The sequence below is a fragment of the Escherichia sp. B1147 genome, assembly GCF_001660175.1.
In the GTDB taxonomy this organism is placed as follows: domain Bacteria; phylum Pseudomonadota; class Gammaproteobacteria; order Enterobacterales; family Enterobacteriaceae; genus Escherichia; species Escherichia whittamii.
On sequence record NZ_LFHY01000038.1, the window covers coordinates 1 to 271 of the forward strand.

Consider the following 271-nt stretch of genomic DNA (forward strand, 5'->3'; position numbering starts at 1 on the left):
GCTAGCTTCAGGTGTTAGTGTCCTTACGGACGTGGGGGTTCAAGTCCCCCCCCTCGCACCAAAAACCACGTTGATATTGCTCGCACTGGGCGAAGGTGGCGGAATTGGTAGACGCGCTAGCTTCAGGTGTTAGTGTCCTTACGGACGTGGGGGTTCAAGTCCCCCCCCTCGCACCAAACGAGGCGATATCAAAAAAGTAAGATAACTGTGCGAAGGTGGCGGAATTGGTAGACGCGCTAGCTTCAGGTGTTAGTGTCCTTACGGACGTGGG

General features: G+C 55.4%; 1 tRNA gene. It reads left to right on the forward strand.

The annotated features are described in order from the left end of the window. The first annotated feature begins 89 nt into the window (after positions 1-89). Positions 90-176, forward strand: a tRNA-Leu gene (locus tag A9180_RS22190). The last annotated feature ends 95 nt before the right edge of the window (positions 177-271 follow it).